This window comes from Bacteroides sp. MSSM.1001136sp1_RTP21357st2_D2_RTP21359_211015, assembly GCF_040913205.1.
Lineage (GTDB): Bacteria > Bacteroidota > Bacteroidia > Bacteroidales > Bacteroidaceae > Bacteroides > Bacteroides ovatus.
Window position 1 is genome coordinate 88,226 of the sequence record NZ_JBDFVF010000021.1, and the last position, 19,859, is coordinate 108,084.

A 19,859-nucleotide genomic window follows, 5' to 3' on the forward strand; every position below is an offset into this window, starting at 1 on the left:
TGCATTTATATAATCAAAGCTTTCATTTATAGATTGCAAACAGCCAAAAGGAACTTCTCTATTAGACGAAAGAAACTTTGCATAGGAAAGAAAGGAAGTTTTCTATTAATAGCCAATGTAAGAGACAGTACATAAGAAGGTTCCAACAAAGAGAAGATGATATATTTGGAGAGTCCGATAATAAAGCATACCTTTACTCGCCTTTTAAAGAAAGAAACATAAACAATAAACACATCTATCATGAAACTTACTTTGATGCGAGACAACGGAGAGACGACAACCATGCGAACGTTGGACATCAACACACAAATTGAAACGATGAAGCATGAAACGAAAGCCCAGCCAGTCAGCAACCTACGCACGAGCATCCGTTACGCATCACCGGACAGCAAACTGGACGACGTCAAGAAATTGGCCAAAGTTGTCCCGGCTGCCACTTTTCGTAAAACAGTCAATGGTATACAAATGACCGGATATAACGGCATCATACAAATAGAAGTGAATCATCTCGCCAACCGGATGGAAGTAAACCGGGTGAAGCAGGAAGCGGCTGAACTTTCACATACATTCGCAGCCTTTATGGGTTCCGGAGGACATTCCGTGAAAATATGGATACGATTCACACGTCCCGACAAGTCACTTCCTCAAAAACGGGAAGAAGCGGAAATATTTCAGGCAAATGCCTACAGAAAAGCGGTCAGCCTATACCAGCCCGCCCTTTCCTATGCTATCGAGCTGAAGAATCCTGCCCTGGAACAGTTCTGCCGACAGACTTATGACCCGGAACTTTATTACAACCCTGAATCTACCGTGATTTATATGCGGCAGCCATTGGAAATGCCTTCGGAAACAACTTACAAGGAAGCTGTGCAAGCAGAAGCATCTCCATTCAAACGGTTGATTCCGGGATATGACAGTTTCGACACATTATCCGCTCTCTTCGAAGCTGCTTTAAACAAGGCATATCAATCACTAAGCGAATTACAGCCAAGAATCCATATTCATTCCGATGAAGACCTGAAGCCTTTGCTGGTTCAGGTAGCAAAGAACTGTTTTCAGGCAGGAATACCGGAAGAAGAGACGATCCGTTGGTCTACCGCTCATTTCTATACAAAGAATAAAGAATTCCTGATCCGGCAAACCATACAGAATGTATATACGTGCGAAAAAGGTTTCGGAAAGAAATCTCCCTTATCAGCAGAACAGGAACTGGAATTTCGGACGGAAGAATTCATGCAACGCCGATATGAATTTCGCTACAATACGATGACGACAGTTACGGAATACCGCGAACGAAACACGTTTTGTTTCTGTTTCCGCCCCATCAGTAACCGCACACGGAACAGCATCGCAATGAACGCACGTCTGGAAGGGCTTAACCTATGGGACAGAGACGTCGTCCGGTATCTGGACTCCGACCGTATCCCTATTTTTAATCCTATTGAAGATTTCCTTTTCGGGTTGGACATCCGTTGGGACGGGCGTGACCGGATTCGGGAACTGGCAACCCGGGTTCCTTGCAACAATACCCACTGGCCTGACTTGTTTTACCGCTGGTTTCTGAATATGGTAGCCCACTGGCGTCAGACAGACCGGAAATACGCCAATTGTACTGTACCGTTACTGGTCGGTCCACAGGCATACCGAAAATCCACTTTTTGCCGAAGTCTGCTTCCACCTGAATTACAGGCTTATTATACCGACCGCATTGATTTCAGCAATAAGCGGGATGCCGAACTGTCTCTAAATAGGTTCGCACTCATCAATATGGATGAATTTGACCAGAACCGAGTGAGCCAGCAGGCATTTCTGAAACATATTCTTCAAAAACCGGTTGTCAACGTCCGGCGTCCGCATGGCACCGCTACTCAAGAGATGCGCCGATATGCATCTTTCATTGGGACAAGCAATCACAAGGACCTACTGACTGATACTTCCGGCAGCCGACGCTATATCGTAATTAATGTGACCGGTCCCATCGACTGCTCCCCCATTGATTATGAGCAGCTTTATGCACAAGCCATGCACGACTTATATAGAGGAGAGCGATATTGGTTCAACACGGAAGATGAGCATGTCATGACGGAGAATAATCAGGAATTTCAAGTCATGCCGGTTGCCGAACAGTTGTTTCACGAATATTTCCGAGGGGCAAAAGAAGGAGAAGAATGCGAGCAACTCCTTGCCATTGAAATACTGCAACAGCTACAACATGACAGTAAGATTCATGTATCTATCTGCAGTATTGTCCAGTTCGGAAGAATATTGCAAAAGAACAAAATACCTTCTTTGCATACGAAACGCGGTAATTTCTACAAAGTAATAAGAATCAAGCCGGGAAGAGGATAAGTTTGCAATAAAAAATATCCGGTGAAAGATGACAGATCGGTGACAGATCATTTTACATCTATCACCAACGTACAACTACCATAGACAGGGAGTTTCAGCAGAAGGTGAAAGATTGAAAGATAAAAGCATGAAGAAAAGCTTTAGTGGAGGTAGTATAGATATAAGACGAAACATCATCTAACAAATTTTCGTTCTACTTAAATTGAAAAATAGACTCATTTAAATGGAGCCTGCATTCAACTTTAGTAGAACGAAAATAGTCATGTAGATTAAATAAATTATTTATGAAAGAACCGAAAATAAGTATAGCGTCATAACAGATTATCTTTTACGATTCTCTGTTTGACAGGTTTAGATTAAACGAATAGTACTTATTTTGCTTTTTTCTTTTTCTTCGCGTTATCCTTCTTACGCATATCCTGGTATTTCTTATATTGTTCATCGGTCAGAATGCTTTTTATTTTAGCATCTATTTCCTGCCTTTTCTTTTGCATTTCTTCCCGCGTAGGTCTTTCATTCGATTTATTTTTCGCAGGTCTCATTTCTTCCATTGCAGCTTTGAAATCTTTGGCCTGCTTTTCATTCAAGCCCAGATCGACAACAATCTGTTCCATACGTTTCTCTCTATCAGCCTTTCCATTCTGACGATTTTGAGCCATACATACAGTTGAGCCAATCAATAACGCAACTGCCAAACTTAAAATTTGCTTTCTCATCATTTTAATTCTCATATTAAATAAGTTATGTATGTTAGACCTCACAAATGGGTGAAAGTTAATTCGATAATGAGGCTAAAAACTGTTTTTTCACATTATTTATCAAAGGGCAGCTAGTATCACATCGAAAAACGAATAAACGTTTTCTTATCCGATAAAAAAACAGCAATATCCAGTTTATCGGTTTAGAAATATTATTTCTATATTTGCAGGAAACATATCAAAAGCTTGACATACCCTTATGCAAACCTATTACAAAACCGATTAATAATTAAAACGATGAGAACACTTTTCTTTATTCTGCCATTTATCTTTATCACTACGGGATGTATTAAACAGAATACAGAAAAAAGTGATATTTTGACAACAGAGGATATAGCCAAATTTGACAGTTTATTTAATGCCTGGGAAAAAGAAATACACAACAATCCCAAAGCACAATTAAGTTCAAGTACCCGTGCTTACACCATTTTACCCCAATTCAAAGAGCTAAAAGCTATGGGTAAGAAAATTATCCCATGTATCATAGAACAGTTTGAAAAGGACAATAACACTTTTTTTGCTTTACCTCTTTATGACGAATTACAAGATAATGACAGCCTAAAATCTCACAGAGAAACAAGCGAACAAGATAAAGTGAGCGAGATCGTGCAGAAATTCAGAGAACAGGAAAAAAGAAAGATGTGGGAAGAAGCTAATAGATACAAGACGTCTATAACCGACACTACTTTCCTGAAGACAAGAGGGACGATGTCGTATGCTGCAATAGATTTATTCACGGGACGAGGTTTCAATAAAGATTACGCATTTAATCAGGTTGTCTATTTGAAAGCCTTACAAAGAGCCCAGAAACATCTGTCTGTCGTAAATGGTCAGTTGGCATGCGACTTAAAGTCAGGTACAGAAATATATATTTCCGAAGATTTATACCTATTTATCACCGGTCTTTTTAAGGATTGGAATACGTGGCTGGAATCGGGAAAATATGAGATAATAAAAGACGAACAAGGGCTTTATACAGTGTTACCTAAGAAAACCAACCAATCATCGCAAACGAACTCCGTCATATTGCGACCTATTCCCCGTGACATTCCGACTGGAGAGAACATAAGTCCCGCTTCGCTTTCTATAGAAACAGAACACGATCATTATCCGCTATCAACTACAGAAGTAAAAATAACCATCACCAACCACTCTCACTATGAATACGAGTGCGGAGAAAAGTACAGCCTTGCTTACTATAACAAAAGTAAACGGCAATGGGAAACATTGCCGACCGATCCTGTCGTTAATGATATACTGTGGATTTTCCCACCGGAGCACCCCAGTCACCAACAGACAATCAAACTCTATACATCAGAATCCCCCAACCATCCAGGGAAATACCGTATCTACAAATCATTCAACAGAGGCACCAAAGTGGCTTATGGAGAATTTGAATTACTACCTTAATGTGAATTTCCAACAACAAGCACACTCCAGATCAGTAACATTCGGATAACAGCTAATCATTTCAGTAACGATTCTTTCGTCTATGACGCGTGCAAATCCATCATGCCCGAATTTCGGTATGACCAACGAGTTACGAGGAGTAGAAAAAAAAACGGAGAGAGTTTTTCAACTTTCTCCGTTTCAGTACCCAGACCCGCATTTGAAAATATGAATAAGAATAAATGGGAACAAAATCAATTTAATAAGAATGTTACGGTAATATATTTAATGTTAGGCAATTATGAAAAGTATTGAAGATGGATAAATTTGATAGCATTGAAATTATTTCGGGATGATTGGGAACAATTTGGGAACAAATTACTATCTTTGCAATGTTCAATCCAGAAATAAAATTGAAGCCCATGAAAGTGACTGCATTCATACGGAAAACTGCCAAGAAGAACGATGTTGACACTAAGGCCACCATTTATTTCCGTTTGCGTGACGGAAAGAAGGATATCAAGGCTGCGAGTGAATTATCCATTTGTCCCAATCACTGGAGTGCGGAACGACAGGGATATAAAGACCGTGTCGCCTTGGTAAGCGAAGAAGAGAAGATGGACTTTAACCATAAAGTGCAAACGTTGACCCGCATGATTGAAAAAGAATATCGTGAGGATGCAGACAGTGAATGGCTCGGAGAAATAATAGACAAATTCCATCATCCCGAGAAATACAAGACGGAAGAAGAGCTTGCAGCAGAAAACCCACCGACATTTGCTGAATTGTTTGATGAATTTCTGGAGAAGCATAATTTGTCGGAAGTTAGAAAAAAGAATTTCCGTGTGGTAAAAAGGGCACTCATGCGCTACGAACTGTTTGTAAGACAGACAAGACGAGGAATGAAACATTTTGCCCTTGACATCGACAGCGTTACAAAAGACACGCTGGCCGACATTTGGGACTTCATGGAGAACGAATACATATACGCAGAAGAATATCCCGAAATTTACGCGACCATCCCTGAAAAGCGTACTCCACAACCCAGAGGCAAGAACACTCTCATAGACAGTTTCTCGCGCATACGAACCTTTTTTATATGGTGCTATAATCAAGGGAAAACGACAAACCGTCCGTTTGACAAGTTCCCTTTGGAAGAATGTCTTTACGGCACACCCATTTACATTACGCTTCAAGAGCGCAACCAACTGTTTGAAGCCGACTTGTCAGCCCGTCCGCAACTGGCCATACAGCGTGATATTTTTGTATTTCAAACGGTTGTTGGCTGTCGTGTGGGCGACCTCTACAAACTCACGAAGAAAAACATCGTAAACGGAGCGTTGGAATACGTACAGGAAAAGACGCGCAGCCATAACCCTCGGACAATAAGGGTGCCGCTAAACGACATCGCCCAAACCATACTTGAACGTTATAAGGATTATAACGGGGAAACATTACTCCCATTCATATCGGAGCAGAAATACAATCAGGCTATCAAGGAGGCATTTAGGTTGGCTGGACTTGACAGGGTGGTCACCGTACTGAATCCTCTCACACGTGAGCCGGAACAAAAGTATCTGTATGAGGTCGCAACCACGCATACCGCCCGAAAGACGTTTATCGGCAATATGTATAAAAAGGTGAAAGACCCCGACCTTGTTTCATCGGTTTCGGGACACAAGGAGGGAAGCAAGGCTTTTCGCAGGTACAGGGAGATAGACGAGGACATGAAGAAAGAACTCGTGCATTTGTTGGACTGAAAAAGGACTGGTTATGGCACAGCAGGATTTTGAACGATTCAAGAAAGAAATAAAGGATTGGCTCGACAGCCATCCAAAAGAATACGACACTTTTGTTGCTGAAGTAAATGATAAATCAGCTTCAGGTTTACACAAGATATACAAGTTGGGGTGCAAACTCGCCCCACAGATGATGCGTAAGTACAAATCAGAGTGTCATGGCGACCTTGCCAATGAAAATCTCCTGCAAAGCTATTCGGCTGATTCTGATGCGGCACAGTTATTGGTAGAAGAGTTCCACAATGTAAAGCGCAATTCGATTGTCCCGGCAATGCTTGCTTGGCTCTATTACGGGAAATGTTATGAAACGATGGTAACTCAGTTGGAAACAGAAGCCAACAACCCCTCAAATAGCTTCTTTGAAAAGAAAGTAGCAGCCATTATGGTAAAGTTGGTTATCAAAAGCAGCATTCGGAACAACCTACGGACAAAAGAAGAATGGCAGAATTTTTATAGAGAGAAGAAATCTATTGAGGAAAATCGTATCTTAGAGGCAAGTATTGAAGAGCTAACATCGGATGAAAGCTCCATTAAAGAAGAGGAACAGCAAAAGGAGAAACAGCCGATGCAAACATTGAAAGACTATCTTCAAGGAAATCAAGAAAGAGTTTTGGAACTGATTAAGCAGAGAGTTGCAACACAGCATACAGGGGCAGATTTAGCACGGCTTTATTTTGCCCTTCAAGAAGAAGAGCTATTGAATGGATGCGATGTTACGACATTCCATAGGCTGCTTGCCCAAGAAATGCCGAACTGCGACTTGAAAACAGTGCGCAACTTGCAGGTGTCTGTCAAGAAGCTAAACGACAGCACAAACAAAGGGAAAATAAAAGACTGTGGCATTGAAAGGTCGTTCATCAATGAATGGAGGGCTTATCTCACAGACAACAAATAGTTGAACATATAACTAATTTTGAAATATGGATAAAGACATCATAGCCCAAGAAATAAATGACGAATATCTGAAAGGCCATATATACTATGTCAGGGGAACTCGTGTAATGGTAGATACTGACTTAGCTAAAATCTATGGTTACAGCACCAAAGATTTCAATCGCCAAGTGAAGAATAACATTGAGAAGTTTGAACAGGACTTCATGTTCCAGTTGACCGATGAAGAGTGTGAAATCTTGAGGTGCAAAAATTCCACCTCAAGTTGGGGCGGTCGCCGATACAACCCATACGTTTTCACCGAACAAGGTATCTATATGCTCATGACCGTCTTGAAAGGCGAGCTTGCGACAAAACAAAGCAAGGCACTTATTCGCATCTTCAAGCAAATGAAAGACTACATTGTCGATAACCAGCCATTGTTAGGGCAAAGGGAATACCTGCAATTGTCCTTACAGACCACAAAAAACACGCAAGACTTGCTGGATTTGCGAAATTCTTTGTCTGCGGTGGATGACAAGGTTGCCAGCATAATTGACACATTGGGCAATGTCGTAACCAAATCGGAATTGGCGAACGTCATGCTTGATTTCAGCAATCCTTCCGTTAGAAGAGGTTGGCTGATACTCAACGGTCATCCCGTGGAATCGGATTTGGCATACCAACAAATTTATGGTACAGCCAAGAGAACCATATTCGTTGTGGATAACTACATTGGGTTGAAGACATTGGTTCTTTTGAAAGATGTTCCTGCCAATGTGAATATAACGATATTCTCCGACAATATCGGCAACCGCTTGCATAAAACGGAGTTCGATGATTTCTGTCGGGAATATCCCAATGTTACTATCTCATTGCATACTTCGGGCGGCATATTCCATGACAGGTATATCGTCATTGATTACAATACTGCTGATGAACAGATTTATCATTGCGGTGCATCATCCAAAGATGGAGGAAATAAAGTTACGACCATTACAGCCGTAACTGATGGTGGAATTTATCATCCGGTGATAGACCGACTTATTCAAAACCCTGCATTAACTTTGAAGTAAATCCAAGTCAAGATAGACGAAATTGGCTTGTTTCGTATTTCGTTTCTTTCGTTTATCATTTCGGCGAAAACAACGAAATGCAAATTATTGAATTACAACAAATTCCATTTATATTTTTGCGCCATCGTTCCAATATCGGAGCGGTGGCGCAATCATTTATAATGCTGTCGGAATGGTTGTGCCGGGCTAATGGCAGCACTTACAGATTATGACAGATTTAATGCAAATCATCTCCAACGGAGCAGCCAACATTAAGTTGGAGATTACAGGTGAAGACCTGCACAATTTCTCAAACGAGCTTATCAACCGTGCAGTGAACGAGGTGGCGGTTGCTCTTAAAGCAACCAGTGAGGATAGGTTGTTGACACGTGAGGAAGTAAAAGAAATGTGTGGCGTTTGCGACACCACCTTATGGCTTTGGAACAAGCGCAATTACTTGAGAACCGTCAAGGTCGGAAACAAAGTGAGATACCGCTACTCTGATGTTAGGCGAATCTTAGGTGAAACAAGTAAAAAACCAAGCAATGGAAAACTATGAGGACAAATCAATACCACACGAGTACGAAAATATTGAGCACATTGAAGAAGAATATGTACGTGTCGGGACAACCTTGTTTCGCATTCTCAATCAACCGATGATGAATGGCTCGTTCCGTAAAATGCGTGTGGAATGGAAAATGAGCGTGTTCCGACAGGATCACGGCAAGGACGAGGTGGCACGCATACCGAAATATGACGGATTCTGCACCATACCCAGCCACACGGACTATCAGCATAACGTGAATAACTTTTATAATCTCTACGAACCGATAACACATGTGCCAACGGAAGGTGGCTTTCACCATATTTCTTCTTTGGTGGAGCATATCTTTGGTGAGCAATATGAGTTGGGAATGGACTATCTCCAACTGCTATACCTGAAACCGACGCAAAAGTTGCCGATACTTCTCTTGGTGTCGGAAGAACGGAACACAGGAAAGAGTACGTTCTTGAACTTTCTGAAAGCATTGTTTCAAGAAAACGTCACGTTCAATACAAACGAGGATTTCCGCAGTCAGTTCAATGCAGACTGGGCGGGCAAGCTGATGATTGTGGTGGATGAAGTGCTTCTCAACCGCCGTGAAGACAGTGAACGGTTGAAGAACCTTAGTACGGCACACTCTTACAAAATGGAATCCAAGGGGAAAGACCGTTACGAGGTGCAGTTCTTCGCCAAATTCGTATTGTGTTCCAATAACGAGAACTTCCCTGTGTACATTGAGCCGGAGGAAACACGCTATTGGGTGAGAAAGGTCAGCAGACTTGAAAAGGACGATACATCATTCTTGCAGAAACTGAAAGACGAGATACCTGCTTTTCTATACCACTTGCAACATCGGGACTTGACCACCAAAGAAAAAAGCCGTATGTGGTTTGCGCCGTCACTCATCCGCACGGCAGCTTTGGAGAAAATCATCCGCTGCAACCGCAGCCGCATTGAGCTTGATATGGCAGAGCTGTTGCTTGACATCATGGACAACATGCAGGTGGATGTGGTGGATTTCTGCATCAACGACCTGTTGGCGTTGTTCAACTATTCGATGGTAAGAGTGGAGCGCCATCAGGTAAGGAATGTCCTGCAACAATGTTGGAAACTGGAGCCTGCGCCTAATGCGTTATCTTATTCTACCTATCAAATATCTGTGTTGCCGGGACAGAAATATTCTGCTTCGCCCAAAAAGGTAGGACGCTTTTACACCGTTACCCGTGAAAAATTGAAGGACTACCGTTGAATTTGTTGAAAGTGATGAATAACAAGAGATAGCTAGCAAATAAGCACTTTATAAGTCAACTACATCTTCAACAAAGCTCAACAAAGGATATTGCTGGCCAAAAGAAAAAATTTTTCTTTTCCCTTTTGTCGGTAGTTTCTCAACAAAGTCAACAAAATCAACGAGAAAAAACAATCATAAGACTCCTAAAATAACAATCATATTATGAAGAAAGAAGATTTGATACCCATTATCGCACGCCAAGACCCATTATTGGCTAATGCGGTCAGTCACATGATTGACTATATCCAAGACCGATGGGCAGCACCGTACCCGACCAAAGAACAGACGGAAGCGGTGAACGCCTATCTTCGTTCCATCCGTGCTGACGCTGGCGGTACGTTGAGCGAAACTGATATTGACTACCGCAGGATTGCCTCGCAGAAGATAACCATCAACGCCATCCGAGTGCTTGACCATGACCAACTGGACAGGATGCAGGATGTGCTGAACCACATAGCGGCAGACAGGGAGTATTATATGCCCGAACAGAGGCAAGGCATGGGCTGGTAACTGCCCATTGTAACCCCATAACATCATAGACCATGTACAACAAGGGACAAACGATACACTACTGCACCATCCTTTCGGATGAGCAATGGGATTTTGTTTTGGAGGGCAGGTTTTCCGTCCAAAGGCAAAGATGCCTGCACAGGCTGATGACCCATGCCGTGCGGACAAGGACGGTCTGCAATATCAAGGGTATAGAAATGACTTTGGAGGTGGGAGAAGTCGCAGCTTCCGATGTGGAACTTGCGGAATACTTGGGATGCAACCGAAAGACGGTCGGCAAGCTCATTGACAGCTTTAACAGGCTCGGTTTGCTGACCACCCGAACCAACAACCGCACTTCGATACACACCCTGCATTTCCTTACAGGCTGGTATGTCGGTGGTGTCCTACTGACCAATCCTCATTATGTCAAGCCATCGGTAACTACTAAGGGGCAGAGGGACGGCAAACGGACACCTCCATGCAATGATACAGTTTCGGATGAAAGGCAATGCGCCGCGTCGGATGGTTGCCAAATCCAAGGGCAAGAAACGGACAGCATGGAAAGCGAAACAGCCACCCTTTCTTTTCCCCTTTGTTCGTCTGAAATTTCCGACCATTCCGCTGACGGGCAGGACAGCAATGGCAACATAGAGCATTTCCAAATCATAGACAAAAAGAATGCAATAGCCAACGGAAGCCGCGCAGAGAGCCACAGAGAGGCGCAGGACGGCACGATTGACGGCATGGACGATACCGACACAGGCACGGTGAGCTAAGCGGCACAAAAGAGGGATTTCAGCGTTACTCCGTTGTCGTGGCTTGGCTGACTGGGCTTGCCCAGATATAGCCCACTATAACTTCTCCGCTTCGCTCCCGAAGTTGTGGGCTCTCCCGAGGGGCTTATGGCTCTGCCCTAAGAACCCGGCAAGGACTTTCAGCCCTATGCAACCCGACCAAAGAGTGACCCTCTCTTTGGAAACTCCGCTTAGTGGTTTCCACCCCTAAGAACCTGGAGCAGGAAGTGACACTCTCCCTGCACCCTCCGATTAGGACGCAGCCCTAATAACCCATCAATGAAACTAAAATACAGACAAACCTCATGGCACAGAAGACATCCATCAACATAAAGCCGTGCAACATCGGCAGCAGCGAGGCGCACAACAAACGGACAGCGGAATACCTCGTCAACATCCGCAAGGAAAAGTTCTACATCCGCACCGACCTAATGGCAGGAAATGAGACGTGGGTATCACCTGATTTCGGTGAAGCCACGTTGACCGACCGCTACAATCAGATAGCCGCAATGGTCAAGGAAAAGACGGGTCGGGCGATGCAGACCAAAGACCGTGAGCGAGTGAACAAAAAGACGGGAAAGGTGACCATAGTTCGTGGTAGCACGCCACTGAAAGAGGGAGTGGTTGTCATCAATAAAGACACCACAATGGAACAGTTGCAGGGCTTTTGCACAGTTTGCAACGAGAGGTGGGGTATCACTGCCCTGCAAATCTTCATCCACCGTGACGAGGGGCATTACGGAACGCCCGGCGACAATGCCACGTGGAAGCCCAATCTCCATGCCCATATCGTCTGGGATTGGATGAACCACGAAACGGGCAAGTCCTGCAAGCTGGACGAGAAAGCCATGAGCGATATGCAGACACTTTTGGCTGAGTGTCTGGAAATGGAAAGGGGCAGCTCAAAGGAGGTCACGGGAAAGGAACATTTGGAACGTGCCGACTTCATACTTGCCAAACAGAAACAGGAAGCGGAACAAGCCATTGCAGCCAAAGAACAGGCGGAGGAGGCTCACCGCAATATGGAGAAAGAAAACAAGAAATTGGAGCAAGTCAACCTCTCCCTTGGCGTGGAACTTGCCGGACTTAGACGGAAAAAGGCAGCGGCGGACAAGGAGAATACCGACAGCATAAAGTCTGGATTAGCCAACTTCTTCGGCAAAGGTAAGTATGCGGCTATCGAAAAAGAGAATGAAACGCTCCGTGCCGAGAACGAAAGGATAAAGCAGTCTTTTCCCATTGTCGTAAAGAACAAGGTTGATGAACTGACAAGAGCCTTGGTTGCCAAGAAGCAGGAAGCCGAAGCCCAGCGTGACAGGGCATTGGTGCTAAGCCGCTCACTTACTACGGAACGGGACAAGGTGGTAAAACTTCTTCAAGAGCAGAAAGACGGTGAACAACGCCGCATAAGCCAAGCTGTCCTTACCGCCACAACGGAGAAAGATAAGACCATCCGTTTGCTGCAAAGTGCATTGAAAGCAAGCCGATATGTCTTGACCACATTGGCGGACTTGCTTTATAAGGCAAGCGAAGTTTTCAGGCAAGCCATAGATGCTATTATCCATTTCGGGACAGAGCGGCACAAGTCTTTCTTTACCCCGTCCGAAGCAGCTGATATCAAAAGCGTTATGCAGGAATATGGAGATACTGCCGAACAGAAAAAAGCGGTCGGTGCATGGCTCTGTGATTATGCGGAAAGCCGAAAACCATTTGACGAAATAAAACATAGCCAAACACTCAAAGAGGTTGGCGATGTTGCTAATGGTGCTTATGACTGTAAAATTTACAAAAGGATGAAAGGTGTTCAACGATAATCAAGGCATTATAGGAATTAAATAATATTCATTCTCAACGCGATTTCCACGGCCGATGCGGTATTTGCGACTTTCAATGTAGCCAAAATATCCTGCCGATGACGATTTACGGTATGAACCGATATATTGAGATTATCGGCAATCTGCTTGCTTGACACTCCCTTGGCTATTAACGACAGAACTTCAAGTTGCCGTTGGCTAAGAATTTTCCGGTCACTTGCTTCATATTTTTCTCGCCCGACCACCTCTCCTGTCAGTACATTAAAGATGATTCCGTCTTGTCGGTCATAAGAGACGGGATATGGAATGTATGTACACAAACCGAGCAGGACGCTCCCATCGGAGCTATAACCGAAATATCTCGTTGTATGCAACATTTTCACCCTCTCGTTACTTTCTTTTTTGTAAAAACTTAGAATACATGAAGCTGAGAAACAGGCTTTTTCTTTGACAGGCAGTTCTTTTATGAAGTTGAAGAAACGTAGTTCGAGTACATGACGTTCAATAAGTTCGTTTTCATCGGTTTGGCTGAATATGCTGTTCTCAAAGGCCGTATTATGGTCAATCGTATATTGAGGGAGATTCATTGTAGTTTGTCCGAATCTGCCAGCGTAAATGTGGCATTCGTTGTTTTTGAAATCAGACACTACAGCTATACCTTCGGTGGCAAGGGCAAAACCTTTCGCACGTGCCCTTGTCTGGGCAAGTAACAGGTCTGTATTCTCAATGCCTTCAAACGGTTGTTCGGTCAACAGCGATTTCAGTTCATTCTCTTGCTCTATCATGCCCCTAATTGGTTATTTTTCACCATTGTAGGTTTTTGCCTTTTTACCTAACTTTGCCGGCAAAATTATAAATAATAAATGAAATAAGATGAAAAAGACAGTTTTATTCAGCGCATTCCTTATAGGGTGTATTACATTAGTTGCTTGTCAGCAAAAGAACTCGCCCAAATTGGAGGAGGCAAATTTGACAGATAACGCAACCTCAACAAGTAGCCAGATGGCAGAATGTGAAATAAAGGTGGGTGATGTTACTTTTACCCGCTCCATCAATGGCGCGGACACATGTGTTAGCTTGTTGGCCGATAGGGCGCTGGAGTTCCGTTGCAGGGAAGGACTTGATTTCTTCTGCGACCCTAACGAGGGCAAGCTGTCAAACAACACGCTTCCCGTGTTGTTGATTCCGACAGACAATACCAAGCCATTTACCCTGACAGCCAAGGTCACCCCGGAATTCACAGCCGAGGGGCTTTACAATGCCGCCGACCTCTTTGTGTATGTCAACGATACACTTTGGCAGAAACTTGCTTTTGAACAGGACGAATATGGCAACCACCGCATTGTATCGGTACGGACACAAGGCACGTCCGATGATAACAACCATGACCGGATAGACGCAAAGTCGGTCTATATGAAAATATCTTCCGACACTCGGACTATAGCCAGCTATTATTCATTGGACAAAAAAGAGTGGCACATGGTGCGTCTGTACCGCAACTACTACCCCGATAGTATCTATCTCGGCATTAGCAGCCAGTGTCCGCAACGTGGCGGATGCACAAGCCGTATCGAAGACGTGACATTAAGCCATGACAATGTGGGAGACTTCCGCATGGGAGAATAACTTACCCAAAATAGATAATTAAAAATGAGTAAACGCATATTGATTTTAACCGGCAGTCCACGTAGAGACGGTAACAGCGACCTCATGGCTGAAGCCTTTGCACGTGGTGCGTCAGAAGTTGGAAACCGAGTGATGCGGTTTGAGGCTGCACATAAACATATTCAAGGTTGCCGGGCTTGTGACCAATGTTTCAGCAAGGATAACAAAGCCTGTATTTTTGACGATGACTTCAATGAGTTGGCTTCCTTAATGGCAGAAAGTGATGCAATTGTATTCTGCACCCCTTTGTATTGGTACACATTCCCTTCTCAGATAAAAGCTGTCATAGACAAGTTCTATTCCTTTATCATAGGCAAGAAGGATGTGCCTATCAAGGAATGTATGCTTATCTCATGCGGTGAACTGGATGATCCTCACGTATTTGACGGCATAGTGCGTTCTTTTGAACTCATTGCGCAAGACAGAGGGTGGAAAAACAGAGGTCACTATTTTGTGAATAACGTCAGCGAGAAAGGCGCGATTTCACATACAAAGCATCTTCAAAAGATTTACGATATAGGAAAAGAATTTTGATTCTTAAATTTACATCGTTCGGAGCAATCCACAATTTTATGGCGACCTTAATGCGGTGTAAAATTAACAAGTAATTTTCATGATGAAGTGGAAAATCGTCTTGGCAGCGTTGCTTTTTATTACGATGTCGTTGGGAACACATGCCGAAAACCTGTTTGTCTCATTATTGGGAAAGAGCGAGGAGGAAGTTAACGAACGGATTGAGAAAATATGGGAACATTTCTTCACCCCGGCAGATTTAAGCTGCTATGAAGCAGGCGATGAAAAATCGGTCTACTATGAAGGCCCGGATGGCACAGCCTTTATCTTGGATACAGGAAACAATGACGTGCGCACCGAAGGAATGTCGTATGGCATGATGATTTGCGTACAGTTGGATCACCGTGAACAGTTCGATAAACTTTGGAAGTGGGCGAAACGATACATGGCCTTTTCATCCGATTCCGCATGGGATGGCTATTTCTGTTGGCAGTGCAAGTCAGACGGCACCAAGATTGGAGGGAGCAATGCTTCGGACGGTGAGTTGTATTTTGTCACTGCCTTATTCCTTGCTTCTGAACGTTGGGACGAACCCCATTACAGTGACGAAGCCAACAAAATATTGGCAAAAGTCATGAATAAGAATGGCATAGAGAGTGGAGTTTACAATCTTTTTGACAGCGACAGCAGGTTGGTTACTTTTGTTCCCACTCGGACGGGGCATGGTTTTACCGACCCCTCCTACCAGCTTCCCGCTTTCATTTACAAATGGGCACGCACGGCGACCGCCAACCGTCCGTTCTGGAAAAAGGCTGCAACAGCAGCCCGCCAGCATCTCATCGCATCAGCAAACCCCATCACTGGTCTATATCCCGATTATAGCCAGTTTGACGGAAAAGCCTATGCCTGGCCTAATGCCACTTATGACACATCCTTATATATGTACGATGCCATCCGCTGCCCAATGAACGTAGGCATGGATTACTATCTTTGTGGGAAGGACAGGCGAAACCAAGAGACCGTTATGGGCCATCTGCTTGCGTTCTTCAAAAAAGATGGATTCAAGCACGGCCATTTCTCTCTAGATGGTTCAAGGGCTTTCGGACAATACTCTTGCGGCATGGCCGGTGCTAATGCTGTTGGCGCAATAACCCTTGCCCACTCAAATGTGCCGGAACAGCGCAAACTAGCTCGTGAATACGTTAAACGCCTGTGGGACGTACAACCTCCAACAGGCAAATTTCGCTATTATGAAGGTTTGGTGTATTTCCTTTCCATGCTGCACGTGTCCGGACACTTCTCGCTGGACTTCTAATCTAAAACGGACGATGAAAGCTTGTTGTATGAACAAAAAGCAATTCACAATATAAGCTGAAGATGCTTCAAAAACTATGCTGCCCATAGGTCAATCAGTACCTATGGGCTTTATAAAATCCGTTGACTCATATATAGTTTAACAGGTTTATTTAATAGCATTCAAAAGGGTCAGCGGATTTTCCCGGTTGGCGAATGCTCCTCTCAACCATATTGTGTAGCCAGTCTGAACATGAAGAATCGCACATCGCATACACCTCGAAGCTGGCTTCGGAATGCCTTGATTTTAGCATTGAATGATTCTGCCGAGGCATTGGTCAACCGGTCCTCGAAGTAATTTACAATGGTAGTGCTATGGTTCATGAATGTTTCCAGAACGCAGTTGAATTCAGGCGAGTCAAAGCTTTCCACGTCGTTGTACCACCTTGCCAACAGCAATCTGGCCGCATCCGGAGTAATCTTCTTGTTGTATATATCTGTAAGCCGCATGCTCAGCTCGTAGGCCTGTTGAAGACGAGGAAATCTTTCAAACAGGATTGCCGCACGGGCGGTCTGCTGTTCGTTCCATTTACTTCTGTTTTTCAGTATGATATGCTTGCTCCGGGCCATAATCTGCGGCATCGTCTCTCCGTTGGCCATGCTTTCCGGCTCCCATTTCCCGATCAGCTCTTTTTCAAGCCTTGTCTTTGCCTGTTTCCTCTTCTGTCTGTGTTCACTGATGGCCTTGTTCTCGGCATCAAGCACCTCCCAGCGGTAGCGTATCCTCAGTTGGTCGACGGCTTCCGAGATAAGTTGCTGCACATGGAAGCGGTCGTTGATCAGCTTCGCCCCGGGGAATACACTTCTGACTGTCAGCATCATGGCAGAGGACATGTCGGTCGTGACTGTCTTCACGGCGATGCGCCCTTTATACGGCAGACGGCGCAACACCGCGCTGACTGTGTCGGAGGCGACACCACGCACCATGGCAACGAGTGCTCCCTTGCGCCCTTTGGCTGCCTTGTTGGTCAGGATGGTATAGACATCCCCGTTGCTGAGGCTCGTCTCGTCAAGTGAAAGGTTTTCTCCCAGATTTTCCGGGAACAGGGTGTATTCCTCCGCATGGTCAAGCTGATCCCACTGACGGTAACCGCTGATTTTCTCCTTGTACTGCTTGCGTAGTGTCTGGCCGTTAAGTCCGTAGCGTCCGGCAAGGACGCTGATGCTGACCGGTGTGGTCTCAATCTCCCGCTTTTAAAAAAGCCACGAACTCCGCGTTGAGCCGTGTGCCGTCAAATTCTGAAACATCCCAGTCGTAGCTGAAGAGCTCGCCGCTGGCCTTGTCGAGCCATTTATGTTTGCGTGCATGAAGATACGTCGCTCTGCCCCTTATCGGGAAATCCCGTATCGTATGGTAATCTCCAAATCCATAGGATATTATGCCTTTATTATACTTGTCTTCAAGCATCTGCTCTTTCTTCTCGTCAAGCCAGATATCAAAACGGCTGTCTGTTTTCTCGAATTTTACAACATCGAAGTTGTCTATCAGCACATCCGGAAGGATGGCGCGTAACAATTGTTCCGGTTTCATGATGCGAAGTTACACAATATGGTTGAGAGGGGCATTCGCCAACCGGGAAAATCCGCTGACCCATTCAAAAGCATTTAATATATTGATTAGAAGGCTGTACGGGAACAAATTGGGAACAATGGGGATAGAATAAAATTGGCTAAGCGTTGGTTTTCAACTACTTAGCCAATTTGTTTGTACCCAGACCCGGGGTCGAACCGGGATGGAAGTGAATCCACTGGTGTTTGAGACCAGCGCGTCTACCGATTCCGCCATCTGGGCGCATACTTGATTTCTCAATTGCGGTGCAAAGATACGACATTATTTTGAATCCACAATAGTTTGGCAAAAAAAAGGAGAAAAAAATAATAAAACATATCTTAAACACTTCTCTATTCAGAGAATAAACCGTACATTAGCAGAAACTTTAAAATAGAGTCACTATCATGACAAACCAGGATAATTATTGCGTGATTATGGGTGGCGGCATTGGAAGCCGCTTCTGGCCGTTTAGCCGCAAAACATTGCCCAAACAATTCTTAGATTTCTTCGGAACGGGGCGTTCACTTTTACAGCAAACTTTTGACCGGTTCCAAAAGGTTATTCCAACAGAAAACATTTTCATCGTTACCAATGCAATGTATGCAGACTTAGTGAAGGAACAATTACCTGAAGTGAGCGAAAACCAAATTCTGCTGGAACCTGCAAGACGAAACACTGCTCCATGTATAGCATGGGCTTCTTACCACATCCGGGCACTGAATCCAAACGCCAATATCGTAGTTGCACCTTCAGACCATTTAATTTTAAAAGAGGATGAGTTTCTTGCCGCTATCGAAAAAGGACTTGATTTTGTTTCACGCTCTGAAAAACTACTAACATTAGGTATTAAACCCAATCGTCCGGAAACAGGATATGGATATATACAAATAGATGAACCCGCAGGAGGAAACTTCTATAAAGTAAAAACATTCACTGAAAAACCTGAATTAGAATTAGCTAAAGTATTCGTAGAAAGCGGAGAATTTTACTGGAATTCCGGCCTGTTTATGTGGAATGTAAATACAATCATCAAAGCAAGTGAAGACTTGTTGCCTGAATTAGCTTCCAAACTGGCACCGGGAAAAGATATTTATGCCACCGATAAGGAAAAAGCATTTATTGAAGAAAATTTCCCCGCATGTCCTAATGTATCCATCGACTTCGGTATTATGGAAAAAGCGGATAACGTGTATGTATCGTTAGGAGATTTTGGCTGGTCTGACCTTGGAACCTGGGGATCACTTTATGACTTATCGGAAAGAGACCCGGAAGGCAATGTTACTCTGAAATGCCATTCGCTTATTTATAATAGTAAAGATAATATGGTAGTACTTCCCAAAGGAAAACTGGCCGTAATTGATGGATTGGAAGGATTTCTAATAGCAGAATCCGACAATGTTCTTTTAATCTGCCGCAAAGATGAAGAACATGCCATCCGTAAATATGTGAATGATGCCCAAATGCAACTGGGTGACGATTTCATTTAGCAGCGTATAATACTTAGCTGCTACAACAAAAGCCGGATAAGACAATAATATAAATAATGAACGGTGAACTCTCTGCAAACAATCATGCAGTTCGTTCACCGTTCATCGTTTATTATATCGAAAAACTTTGTGTG

At 43.9% G+C, this 19,859-nt stretch carries 19 protein-coding genes and 1 tRNA gene; 14 read left to right on the forward strand and 6 right to left on the reverse strand.

The window, feature by feature from the left end; translation table 11 throughout:
* Positions 1 to 240 precede the first annotated feature (240 nt).
* Positions 241 to 2,349, forward strand: coding sequence for a BT4734/BF3469 family protein (locus tag AB5217_RS14590; protein ID WP_368112751.1), 2,109 nt, complete (start codon positions 241 to 243; stop codon positions 2,347 to 2,349).
* A gap of 371 nt (positions 2,350 to 2,720) precedes the next feature.
* Here AB5217_RS14590 and AB5217_RS14595 read toward each other — a convergent pair whose 3' ends face one another.
* The gene (locus AB5217_RS14595) at positions 2,721 to 3,065 is read right to left on the reverse strand and encodes a hypothetical protein (protein WP_128131180.1); all 345 of its coding nucleotides are present in this window, start codon (positions 3,063 to 3,065) and stop codon (positions 2,721 to 2,723) included.
* 279 nt (positions 3,066 to 3,344) lie between these two features.
* Between AB5217_RS14595 and AB5217_RS14600 the strand changes: the two genes are divergently transcribed.
* The gene (locus tag AB5217_RS14600) at positions 3,345 to 4,517 is read left to right on the forward strand and encodes an immunoglobulin-like domain-containing protein (RefSeq protein WP_128131174.1); all 1,173 of its coding nucleotides are present in this window, start codon (positions 3,345 to 3,347) and stop codon (positions 4,515 to 4,517) included.
* On the opposite strand, the gene AB5217_RS14605 is transcribed toward AB5217_RS14600, so the two are convergent.
* The gene (locus AB5217_RS14605; RefSeq protein WP_224440842.1) at positions 4,509 to 4,643 is read right to left on the reverse strand and encodes a DUF6125 family protein; all 135 of its coding nucleotides are present in this window, start codon (positions 4,641 to 4,643) and stop codon (positions 4,509 to 4,511) included. The two genes, AB5217_RS14600 and AB5217_RS14605, sit on opposite strands and share 9 nt — an antisense overlap.
* A gap of 275 nt (positions 4,644 to 4,918) precedes the next feature.
* On the opposite strand from AB5217_RS14605, the gene AB5217_RS14610 reads away from it, so the two are divergent.
* The 8 genes from AB5217_RS14610 (at position 4,919) to AB5217_RS14645 (ending at position 13,155) form a co-directional block, all read left to right on the forward strand.
* Positions 4,919 to 6,256 carry a site-specific integrase gene (locus tag AB5217_RS14610; protein WP_254029203.1) on the forward strand — a complete coding sequence of 446 codons (1,338 nt, stop codon included), beginning with the start codon at positions 4,919 to 4,921 and terminating at the stop codon, positions 6,254 to 6,256.
* A gap of 13 nt (positions 6,257 to 6,269) precedes the next feature.
* Positions 6,270 to 7,190, forward strand: coding sequence for a DUF6043 family protein (locus AB5217_RS14615; RefSeq protein WP_254029204.1), 921 nt, complete (start codon positions 6,270 to 6,272; stop codon positions 7,188 to 7,190).
* A 25-nt stretch (positions 7,191 to 7,215) separates the two neighbouring features.
* A complete protein-coding gene (locus tag AB5217_RS14620; RefSeq protein ID WP_172177401.1) occupies positions 7,216 to 8,241 on the forward strand; it encodes an ORF6N domain-containing protein in 1,026 nt (341 codons plus the stop codon).
* A gap of 208 nt (positions 8,242 to 8,449) precedes the next feature.
* A complete protein-coding gene (locus AB5217_RS14625; protein ID WP_254029205.1) occupies positions 8,450 to 8,779 on the forward strand; it encodes a helix-turn-helix transcriptional regulator in 330 nt (109 codons plus the stop codon).
* Entirely contained in the window at positions 8,766 to 10,013 is a 1,248-nt protein-coding gene (locus AB5217_RS14630; protein WP_368112750.1) for a primase-helicase family protein, read from the forward strand. The genes AB5217_RS14625 and AB5217_RS14630 overlap by 14 nt, the downstream gene beginning before the upstream one ends.
* A gap of 204 nt (positions 10,014 to 10,217) precedes the next feature.
* Complete coding sequence (locus AB5217_RS14635) at positions 10,218 to 10,565, forward strand: hypothetical protein (RefSeq protein ID WP_254029206.1); 348 nt, start codon at positions 10,218 to 10,220, stop codon at positions 10,563 to 10,565.
* 32 nt (positions 10,566 to 10,597) lie between these two features.
* Positions 10,598 to 11,323, forward strand: a complete 726-nt coding sequence (locus AB5217_RS14640; protein ID WP_368112749.1) for a hypothetical protein — start codon at positions 10,598 to 10,600, stop codon at positions 11,321 to 11,323.
* 323 nt (positions 11,324 to 11,646) lie between these two features.
* A complete protein-coding gene (locus AB5217_RS14645; protein ID WP_368112748.1) occupies positions 11,647 to 13,155 on the forward strand; it encodes a mobilization protein in 1,509 nt (502 codons plus the stop codon).
* A gap of 17 nt (positions 13,156 to 13,172) precedes the next feature.
* On the opposite strand, the gene AB5217_RS14650 is transcribed toward AB5217_RS14645, so the two are convergent.
* Positions 13,173 to 13,940, reverse strand: a complete 768-nt coding sequence (locus tag AB5217_RS14650) for a response regulator transcription factor (RefSeq protein WP_254029209.1) — start codon at positions 13,938 to 13,940, stop codon at positions 13,173 to 13,175.
* Between the two features lie 88 nt (positions 13,941 to 14,028).
* On the opposite strand from AB5217_RS14650, the gene AB5217_RS14655 reads away from it, so the two are divergent.
* The 3 genes from AB5217_RS14655 (at position 14,029) to AB5217_RS14665 (ending at position 16,648) form a co-directional block, all read left to right on the forward strand.
* Entirely contained in the window at positions 14,029 to 14,781 is a 753-nt protein-coding gene (locus AB5217_RS14655) for a DUF1349 domain-containing protein (RefSeq protein WP_254029210.1), read from the forward strand.
* Positions 14,782 to 14,805: 24 nt separating this feature from the next.
* Positions 14,806 to 15,354 carry a flavodoxin family protein gene (locus tag AB5217_RS14660; RefSeq protein ID WP_254029211.1) on the forward strand — a complete coding sequence of 183 codons (549 nt, stop codon included), beginning with the start codon at positions 14,806 to 14,808 and terminating at the stop codon, positions 15,352 to 15,354.
* 79 nt (positions 15,355 to 15,433) lie between these two features.
* Positions 15,434 to 16,648, forward strand: coding sequence for a glycosyl hydrolase family 8 (locus AB5217_RS14665; RefSeq protein WP_368112747.1), 1,215 nt, complete (start codon positions 15,434 to 15,436; stop codon positions 16,646 to 16,648).
* Positions 16,649 to 16,851: 203 nt separating this feature from the next.
* On the opposite strand, the gene AB5217_RS14670 is transcribed toward AB5217_RS14665, so the two are convergent.
* From AB5217_RS14670 to AB5217_RS14680, 3 genes are all read right to left on the reverse strand, one after another.
* Positions 16,852 to 17,871 (reverse strand): transposase, encoded by a 1,020-nt coding sequence (locus tag AB5217_RS14670; RefSeq protein WP_368112762.1) that lies wholly within the window; start codon positions 17,869 to 17,871, stop codon positions 16,852 to 16,854.
* Positions 17,867 to 18,217 carry a transposase family protein gene (locus AB5217_RS14675; RefSeq protein WP_368112746.1) on the reverse strand — a complete coding sequence of 117 codons (351 nt, stop codon included), beginning with the start codon at positions 18,215 to 18,217 and terminating at the stop codon, positions 17,867 to 17,869. The genes AB5217_RS14670 and AB5217_RS14675 overlap by 5 nt, the downstream gene beginning before the upstream one ends.
* Before the next feature lie 177 nt (positions 18,218 to 18,394).
* Positions 18,395 to 18,478, reverse strand: a tRNA-Leu gene (locus AB5217_RS14680).
* Between the two features lie 164 nt (positions 18,479 to 18,642).
* Here AB5217_RS14680 and AB5217_RS14685 point away from each other — a divergent pair.
* Entirely contained in the window at positions 18,643 to 19,725 is a 1,083-nt protein-coding gene (locus AB5217_RS14685) for a mannose-1-phosphate guanylyltransferase (protein WP_004296398.1), read from the forward strand.
* The last annotated feature ends 134 nt before the right edge of the window (positions 19,726 to 19,859 follow it).